Source organism: Pseudostreptobacillus sp. (genome assembly GCF_977040545.1).
The window spans coordinates 1-8208 of the sequence record NZ_CDRRBS010000050.1; the positions used below are offsets into that span (position 1 = coordinate 1).

An 8208-nucleotide genomic window follows, 5' to 3' on the forward strand; every position below is an offset into this window, starting at 1 on the left:
ATGCCTTTATAATAAATTTATTTTGATATAACTATAACATTTTTTTATCTTTTAAATTACCCTTTATCTAAAACACTATTAAATTTTTCTAAAATATCCTTATGTTTATCTAAAAATTCTTTATCTAAATCAATAATTTCAATTTTTTCAATTTTATCATTATTTTTTAAACTTTTAACTATATCTAAATCACTTTCGCTTACCACTTCACCGAAGATTGTATGATTATTATTTAACCATTCAGTAATAACTGTTGTTATAAAAAATTGAGAGCCATTAGTATTAGGACCAGCATTTGCCATAGCTAAATATCCAGGTTTATCAAATAAATACCCATTATAAACTTCATCTCCAAACGAATATCCCGGTCCTCCCATTCCTGTTCCTGTTGGATCACCACCTTGTGCCATAAAATCTTCTATAACTCTATGAAATATAGTATTATTATAATACCCTCTATTAGCTAAATTAATAAAATTTAACACTGTTACAGGCGCTGCCTCACTAAATAAATTTAAATTTATTTCACCTTTATTAGTTTTTATTATTGCTTTCATATTTACCTTCCTATCTATATTTTAATAATTTTTCTGCTTCTTTATAATTTTTCATATATTTTTCAACATGTCTATAAAAATTATTACTATGATTGGGATGTTTTAAATGTGCCAATTCATGTACACACACATAATCAATTTCAAATAAACTTCTTTTTATTAATTCTATATTTAAAGCAATTATACTTTTGAAACAATTACAATATCCCCATTTACCTTTTATTTGCTTTATTATTAATCTTTCAAAATCTTCTCCCATTATATTTTTCCATTTATCTAACCTATCTTTAAAAATCTTGTTTGCTTCATTAAAATAAAATGAATAAATAATTTTCTTTTTATATTCAAAATCATCATTTAAAGTATAAAGTATAAAATTATTATCTTTAAAAATAAGTTTATCAAAATTAGATATTTTAACTTCTAAAGTGTATAATTTACCTAAAAATTTAATTTTAGACCTATCGGTATAATCCTCTTCCACTCTATTTTTACTGTATTCGTTTATCTTTTTAATATTTTTATCTATCCACTCTTTTTTAGATATTATAAATTGTTCTATATAATATTTATCTAAATTAACTGGCGCTGATATATACACACTTAAATCAGGTCTTATTCTTAAATTTATATTTTTTACTTTTTTTCTTTCAACTTCATATCCTAGTATATATTCTATAGTTCCTATTCCTAACATGTTATATATTCTCCATTGAAGTTTCAAGAATCTTTAACATACTAGGAATAATAAATACACTTTCAGTTATAAACGTTAAATACATTTCAGGAAGTTTTTCTTTTAAATTTTTAATAAACATCAAACTATTTTCTACTTTAAATATACCAATATGTTCATAATAAGTTCTATTCCCTCTATATCTTATCATTAATTCTAGAGAATCTAAAATACGAACATTATTTTTAATTCCTAAATTCATTTCTAAAACTTGTATTTCTTCTATGTCTTTAAAATCAAATGTTTCTTCTGTTTTTATAAAATAGCCTTCATTTAAAACATTAATAATGGTATTATTTATATTTAATTTTTCATTCTTTAAATTTTTTTTACTATTCCAAGATAATAATAATGAATAAGATAAAAGAATAATAAAAGAAATAAAAAAATAACTAATCATTTCCATTAAATACTTCCTTAAATTTCGGTAAAAAATATGAAATAGAAAATAATGTTTTAAGGTCTGTTACATAGTCTTCTACTTTGTCAATATCTATCCAATGAGATAAAATATCCTCACCTTCATCAAAATTTGTTTTTCCTGGCAATATATTATCTGATTTTAAACGAGCTGCATAAAAATAAAGTTTTTCCGTCGTATATCCGGGACTAACTGGTAATCCTTCTTTATATTCCATAAAATCTGAAATATCTTCAAAAGAATATCCTGTTTCTTCTTTTAATTCTCTTTTTACAGCATCTACAGGATTTTCTCCTAAATCTATCAATCCTGCTACATTTTCAAAAGTATTGCCGTCTACACCTGGTCTATATTGTTCGACTAATAATACTTTACTTAAAGTATTATTAAATAAAATAATACATACTGCATTTGATTTATCTAAATATTCTAATTTTACACCTGTTGTAGGATGTATTTTTATTTTTCCTTTTAAAAAATTAAAACCTTCACATATTGGTTTAGACATAACTACCACCTTCCAAAATATATAGCTATATTTTACAATAAATATAGCTAAATTGCAAACAATAAAAAATAATGGTATAATGAATAAAAATATTAATTTTGAAAGGGGAATTATGATAACTACAAGTAATTTAACAGTACAATTTGGGGGAAGAAAATTATTTGAGGATGTTAATATTAAATTTACCGAAGGAAATTGCTACGGTATTATAGGAGCAAATGGTGCAGGTAAATCAACTTTTCTTAAAGTTATAACTGGAGAAGTCGAATCTACAAGTGGTGATATTATAATAGATAAAAATAAAAGAATTTCTTTTTTAAAGCAAGATCACTTTGCTTATGAAGATGAAAAAGTTTTAGATGTTGTAATTATGGGGCATGAAAGACTTTATCAAATTATATTAGATAAAAATGAAATATATTCAAAAACTGAATTCACAGATGAAGATGGTATAAAAATAAGTGAATTAGAAGGTGAATTTGCTGAACTTGATGGTTGGGAAGCTGAAACTAATGCTGAAAAATTTTTAACAGGATTAGGAATTGCACCTGAACTTCATAATAAATATATGAAAGAATTAACAGAACCAGAAAAAGTTAAAGTTTTACTTGCTCAAAGTTTATTTGGTAATCCTGATATTCTACTTCTAGATGAGCCTACAAATGGATTAGATTTAAAAGCAGTTAATTGGCTTGAAAACTTTATAATGGATTTAGAAAGTACTACTGTTCTTATAGTTTCACATGATAGACACTTTTTAAATAAAGTTTGTACTCACATAGCTGATATAGACTATGGTAAAATTAAATTATTTGTAGGAAACTACAATTTCTGGTATGAATCTTCACAATTAATGCAAGAATTATTAAGAAATCAAAATAAGAAAATTGAACAAAAAAGAAAAGAATTACAAGAATTTATTGCTAGATTTTCAGCTAATGCTTCAAAATCAAAACAAGCAACAAGTAGAAAAAAACAACTAGAAAAATTACAACTTGAAGATATGCAAGTATCTAATAGAAAATATCCTTATGTTGATTTTAAACCTGAAAGAGAAGCTGGTAATAATATGCTTAAAGTAGAAAACTTAAGTAAAACTGTTGATGGAGAACTTGTTTTAGACAATATTAGCTTTACTATAAATACTGGTGACAAAGTAGCCATTCTTTCAAGAAATGATATAGCTAAAACTACTCTATTCCAAATATTAGCCGGTGAATTAGAAGCTGATAGTGGAACTTATGAATGGGGAATGACAACTACTCAAAGTTACTTCCCTAAAGATAATAGCCAATATTTTGAAAATGTTAAATTATCATTAATTGATTGGTTAAGACAATATTCTACTGATCAACACGAAGAATATGTAAGAGGATTTTTAGGACGTATGCTATTTTCTGGTGATGATGCTCGTAAAGAAGCAAATGTATTATCAGGTGGAGAAAAAGTTAGATGTATGTTAGCAAAAATGATGTTAAGTGGCGCAAATGTATTATTACTTGACAGTCCTACGGACCATTTAGATCTTGAATCTATAACTTCATTAAATAAAGGGTTAACTAAATTTAATGGTACAATACTATTTACTACTCATGATCATGAATTTATCGAAACAGTTGCAAATAAAATTATAGAAATTACACCTAAAGGGTTAATTTATAAGGAAATGGACTTCGACGAGTATGTTGAAGATGAAGATTTACAAGAACAAATAAATGAAATGTATAGATAAAAAAATACCATAGTCTAAATCGACTATGGTATTTATTATTTAAATACCTCTCCTGCTTGTTGAGACCAAAAAACTAAATCTAAAGCATCCATGGGTATATTTACATATTCTGAATACTCTTTCATTTTTGTTTCTATATCAAAGTATATTTTAGGTGTTAAAGTCTTAGGTATCTCTTTAATCACTCCTAATTCAAATAGATTTTTAAGTACATGTCTATCTAATATAGCTAAATATCTTCCGTATCCTAAATTTCTAAGTACATGTGCAGCTTCTTTAAGTCCCATACCTTTTATATTTTTTAATATCCAATTTCTTTTTTCAAAAACATCTCCTACTTCTTTTAATATGTTTTTACTATCTAATTGACCATTTCTTGTCATTAAGTTTCTAAGTTCTATTAAGTATTTTGCTTTATTATTCTTAAATCTAACAACATTTAAATAATTAACAATCTCTTCTTCAGTTCCGGTATATAATAATCCATTTTCCTTTAATTTTTCAATTGCTGACCAAGCATTACGTGCCTTACTTTGAGGTGTTAATATACAAAATGCAATTTCAGCAAAATAATCTTTTTCATCATAATAAATAGTTTCTGCATAACCTTTTATAGCCATATCAATATCATTTTTAAATTTTTTATATACTTCATCTATTTCTTTTTGTTTTTCTATACAAATATCCATTTTACCTCTCTTTCATTTATATATTAATAAAAATATCAAAATTTTTCAAGTTATAATTTATAGATTTTTAAATATAACTGTGATATAATAAAAAAAAATAAACTAAAGGAGAAAATATGGAACTAATTATTTTTATATTAATAATTTTTATAGGATTTATGGGATATTTACTTGCTTTATCCTCAGATAGAAAAAGAAAAGAAAAAGCAAAAAAATTATACGAAGATTTAAAAATAGGAAAAAAAATTATTACCATAGGTGGTATATATGGTGTAATAAATAAAATAGAAGAAAATACTGTAGAAATTAAAGTAGACGATAATACAAACATAAAATTTTCTAAAAATGCAATTTCAAAGGTTTTAGACTAGGTGGTAAATATGTTCGTGTATACAAAAAAATCTATTTTATTTATATTTATCTTCATTTCTACTCTATTGAATGCAGCTGTTCTTAAAGATGTAAGCTATATAAACGGAGAATTTACTCTAACTTTTGATAGTAAAGTTTCTCCGTCAATAAAAAATGAAATTAATAGTAGTAATAAAATAAAATATAATGTTTCACAAATAGATATTAAAAATTCTTCTATTTCACCAGAAGTATTAAAAAAAATAGATGTTAATGATAAATACTACAAGGATATTATAATTGATAATTTAGATAAAAATTCTATATCTATACTTACATATTCACAATATGGTTATAATAGTAAGGTTACGTATAATAACAATGTTATAAAAATTTCTCAATACATTTCTAACATTCCTAAAAGAATGAGTAATTTAACTAATAAGCAATTAGTAATAACTCTTGATGCAGGACATGGTGGGCATGATTCAGGTGCACGTGGATTTGGAAGAATGGAAAAAGAAATTGCACTTCAAGTAGTTCTTAAACTTGCTGAAAATTTAAAAAGAGATCATAATGTTATTCTTACAAGAAAAGATGATACTTTTATTCCTTTAAGTGAAAGACCAAGAATAGGAAATAAAAATAATACAGATCTTTTTGTTAGTGTACATTTAAATGCTGCAAGTAATACTACAGCCAATGGTGCTGAGATATTCTATTTTTCTAAAGATACTAATCCTTATGCAGCTAAACTTGTGGCAAACGAGGAAAAAACTGATGATAGTGCCCAAAAAGTTTCTTCTATAAATCAAATATTAGGTGAATTTTTTACTAATAGGACTAAAATAAAAAGTGCAAATCTAGCAACAATTATACTTAAAAACTATATTGATTTAACAGGGATTAAACGTAGAGGAATTTTTGGTGCTAATTTTGCTGTTTTAAGAGGAAGTGAATCAGCTAGTATGTTAATTGAGCTTGGTTTCATATCTAATGAATCTGACTCTGCTTTTCTTGCAAGTGATCAAGGACAAGAAAAAGTAGTTATTGCAATTGCTGATTCCATAAGAGAAAATTTTGAGGAGTAAAAATGAAAAATAATAAATTATTAATTGTACTAGTTGGTTTAGCAGCACTTAGTATCATATCTTATATTGGAGACTACATATACTATAAAGTACCTAATTTTGATACTACTACTGTTACAGACGTTGAATCTGAAAATATATTAAAAATATATTTGTATAACTTTAAAACAAAAGAGTTTGATATAAAAGAAATAAAAAATAGATCTATTTCTATAGATGAAGGTGACTATATAAATTCCATAATAGATAATATGAAACTTGAACCATCAAATTATCAGTTTTTAGCTGCATATAATATTGTAAGAAACTCAAAAAATACTGTTATAATAAAAATCAGTCGTTCATTTAATAAATTAGACAAATCTAAACTTAATACTTTTGTTAATTCGGTAAAGAAAACAATAAACGAAAATTTTGAGGGTATACAAGATATAATAATTGAAGTTGATTCTAATTAGGAGGTAAAATGTATAATTATGAAGAAATGCTAAAAGAATTAAAAAAACAAATTAACGAAAGTAGATATAATCATGTTTTAAGAGTTAGAGATAAAGCTATATACCTTGCAAAAATATATAATGCACCTATTGAACAAGTTGAAACTGCTGCTCTACTACACGATATCGCTAAGAATTTTGATAACGATTATGCTTATAATTTAATCGAAGATAAATATAAACATATATTTGAAAATGGTTTTAAAATAAATCAAATATTACATGGATTTGCTGGAGCAAGTTTTGTAAAAAAAAGATTTAATATAACAGATGAATTAATATTAAATGCAATAAGATATCATACTATAGGTCGTATACAAATGACTATAGTTGACAAAATAGTCTATATTGCTGATGCTATTGAAGATGGTCGTGATTATCCTCATGTTGATGAATTAAGACAAATAGCTGAATATAATCTTGATGAAGCAATATATAAAGAAATAAATTATAAATTAAAACATTTAATAGATAAAAATTCTCCTATACATCCAAATACAATAAATTTAAGAAACAGTTTAATAAAATAAAGGACTTTGTCCTTTATCTTTATATAGAAAGAGGTAAAATGAAAGGAACTTTCACATCAAAAAATCCAAGATTTGGTTTTGTTAATGCTCAAGATGGTTTAACTTATATGATACATTTTGATAATTTTAATAACGCTTTTGATAAAGATGAGGTTGAAATAGATATATATGATACTGACAAGTTATTAGCTAAAGTAACTAAAATTATTTCAAGACCAACTACTCCATTTTATGGTATTGTTAAATTTTTAAAGAAAAATAAAGCGATAATTAAAATAAATAGAAGTAATAAAATTGTCGTTGCTAAATTAACCAAAAATATTATATTAAAAGCAAATGATATCGTATCATTTAAAATTGACTATTCTACTTTAAAAAAAGACGATATAATGGTACATATACTACATAATTATGGTAATATTAACAATAGTAGCAATCTATTCTCTTCTATATTAGAATCATCGAATATTCCTCTTTCATTTTCAAAAGAATCAAAAAAAGAAGCTATACAAATCAAAAGGATTAATATAGATGAAGAATTAAAATATAGAAAAGATTTACGTAAACAGGCAACTATAACCATAGATGATATCACAGCTAAAGATTTGGATGATGCCATATATTTAGAAAAAAAAGAAGATAAATATATACTTTATGTTAGTATAGCCGATGTTTCTCATTTTGTTAAAGAAAATTCTTTTCTTGATTTTGAAGCAGCTAAAAGAGGAAATTCTGTATATCTAATTGATAAAGTTATACCCATGTTACCTAAGAGAATATCTAATAATTTATGTTCTTTAAATCCTAATGAAGATAAATTATGTTTTACAGCAAAACTTACTTATACTTTAGATGGAAAATTAATTGATTCAGACTTCTTTAAATCAATTATAAACTCAAAAAGAAGACTTACCTATGATTACGTAAATGATATATTCGATAAAAAAGAAAAAAAAGGTAATGAAATGTTATTTACAATGCTTGAATTTTCTCTTATTCTTCGTCAAAAAAAATATAAAAATGGTATGATTAATTTTGATATACCTGAAATAAAACCAATATTAGATGATAAAGGAAATATAAAAGAAATCAAAAT

The 8208-nt window shown here is 24.5% G+C and carries 11 protein-coding genes; 6 read left to right on the plus strand and 5 right to left on the minus strand.

The genetic code is table 11. From position 1 onward, the window contains the following. Nucleotides 1-56: 56 nt before the first annotated feature. From ACWYO2_RS03615 to ACWYO2_RS03630, 4 genes are read right to left on the minus strand one after another with little or no spacing between them, the layout of a single operon-like run. A complete protein-coding gene (locus ACWYO2_RS03615; RefSeq protein ID WP_455515136.1) occupies nt 57-557 on the minus strand; it encodes a peptidylprolyl isomerase in 501 nt (166 codons plus the stop codon). A gap of 10 nt (nt 558-567) precedes the next feature. Continuing rightward, complete coding sequence (locus ACWYO2_RS03620) at nt 568-1254, minus strand: M48 family metallopeptidase (RefSeq protein ID WP_455515137.1); 687 nt, start codon at nt 1252-1254, stop codon at nt 568-570. A 1-nt stretch (nt 1255) separates the two neighbouring features. Next, complete coding sequence (locus ACWYO2_RS03625; RefSeq protein WP_455515138.1) at nt 1256-1699, minus strand: hypothetical protein; 444 nt, start codon at nt 1697-1699, stop codon at nt 1256-1258. Further along, on the minus strand, nt 1686-2222 hold the full coding sequence (locus ACWYO2_RS03630; protein WP_455515139.1) for an NUDIX hydrolase: 537 nt from the start codon (nt 2220-2222) through the stop codon (nt 1686-1688). Before ACWYO2_RS03630 ends, ACWYO2_RS03625 begins: the two co-directional genes overlap by 14 nt. Nucleotides 2223-2334: 112 nt before the next feature. On the opposite strand from ACWYO2_RS03630, the gene ACWYO2_RS03635 reads away from it, so the two are divergent. Continuing rightward, the gene (locus tag ACWYO2_RS03635; protein WP_455515140.1) at nt 2335-3954 is read left to right on the plus strand and encodes an ABC-F family ATP-binding cassette domain-containing protein; all 1620 of its coding nucleotides are present in this window, start codon (nt 2335-2337) and stop codon (nt 3952-3954) included. Between the two features lie 35 nt (nt 3955-3989). Here the strand turns inward: ACWYO2_RS03635 and ACWYO2_RS03640 are convergent, their stop codons facing one another. Continuing rightward, nucleotides 3990-4643 carry an N-glycosylase/DNA lyase gene (locus tag ACWYO2_RS03640; RefSeq protein ID WP_455515141.1) on the minus strand — a complete coding sequence of 218 codons (654 nt, stop codon included), beginning with the start codon at nt 4641-4643 and terminating at the stop codon, nt 3990-3992. Between the two features lie 116 nt (nt 4644-4759). Between ACWYO2_RS03640 and yajC the strand changes: the two genes are divergently transcribed. The 5 genes from yajC to ACWYO2_RS03665 form a co-directional block, all read left to right on the plus strand. Further along, nucleotides 4760-5014 carry a preprotein translocase subunit YajC gene (yajC, locus tag ACWYO2_RS03645; RefSeq protein WP_455515142.1) on the plus strand — a complete coding sequence of 85 codons (255 nt, stop codon included), beginning with the start codon at nt 4760-4762 and terminating at the stop codon, nt 5012-5014. Between the two features lie 9 nt (nt 5015-5023). Further along, nucleotides 5024-6085 carry an N-acetylmuramoyl-L-alanine amidase family protein gene (locus ACWYO2_RS03650; protein WP_455515143.1) on the plus strand — a complete coding sequence of 354 codons (1062 nt, stop codon included), beginning with the start codon at nt 5024-5026 and terminating at the stop codon, nt 6083-6085. Between the two features lie 2 nt (nt 6086-6087). Then, nucleotides 6088-6543 (plus strand): hypothetical protein, encoded by a 456-nt coding sequence (locus tag ACWYO2_RS03655; protein ID WP_455515144.1) that lies wholly within the window; start codon nt 6088-6090, stop codon nt 6541-6543. 8 nt (nt 6544-6551) lie between these two features. Next, nucleotides 6552-7112, plus strand: a complete 561-nt coding sequence (yqeK, locus tag ACWYO2_RS03660; RefSeq protein WP_455515145.1) for a bis(5'-nucleosyl)-tetraphosphatase (symmetrical) YqeK — start codon at nt 6552-6554, stop codon at nt 7110-7112. 38 nt (nt 7113-7150) lie between these two features. Next, nucleotides 7151-8208 (plus strand): RNB domain-containing ribonuclease (locus ACWYO2_RS03665; protein ID WP_455515146.1); only part of this gene is annotated, 1058 nt, incomplete at its 3' end.